We start from the raw sequence: 298 nt of genomic DNA, 5'->3' as shown, positions 1-298 counted from the left end.
GACGGCCAGCGGCCAGTCGTGCACCTCGGCGTCCACGCGCTCCATGGGCAGGTTGGCGCCCTTGACCAGGCGGACCTTGATCTGCGCGCCGCCCTCGGCCACGCGCCGCTCGCCCCACTCGGACAGGTGCTGCACCGCGCCCAAGGCATCGGGCAGGTAGGCCTGCACGACGATGCCCGCTTCCAGGCTCTTCAGCTCGGGGCGCGAGAGCAGCGTCGTGAAGACCTGGGTGGTCAGGTGCAGGTCCGAGTAGACCTCCATGTCCAGGTTGATGAACTTGGTCCCGGCCGGGGCATCG

General features: G+C 69.8%; 1 protein-coding gene. It reads right to left on the bottom strand.

Annotated elements, in window-relative coordinates:
• On the bottom strand, positions 1-298 hold a 298-nt coding region (locus IG178_RS25125), incomplete at both ends, for a proline dehydrogenase family protein (RefSeq protein ID WP_193215288.1).

Source organism: Neoluteolibacter marinus (assembly GCF_014904755.1).
In the GTDB taxonomy this organism is placed as follows: Bacteria; Verrucomicrobiota; Verrucomicrobiia; order Verrucomicrobiales; family Akkermansiaceae; genus Haloferula; species Haloferula marina.
The sequence above is the reverse complement of the archived record's forward strand: the minus strand, read 5'-3'. Positions and strand labels throughout refer to the sequence as shown.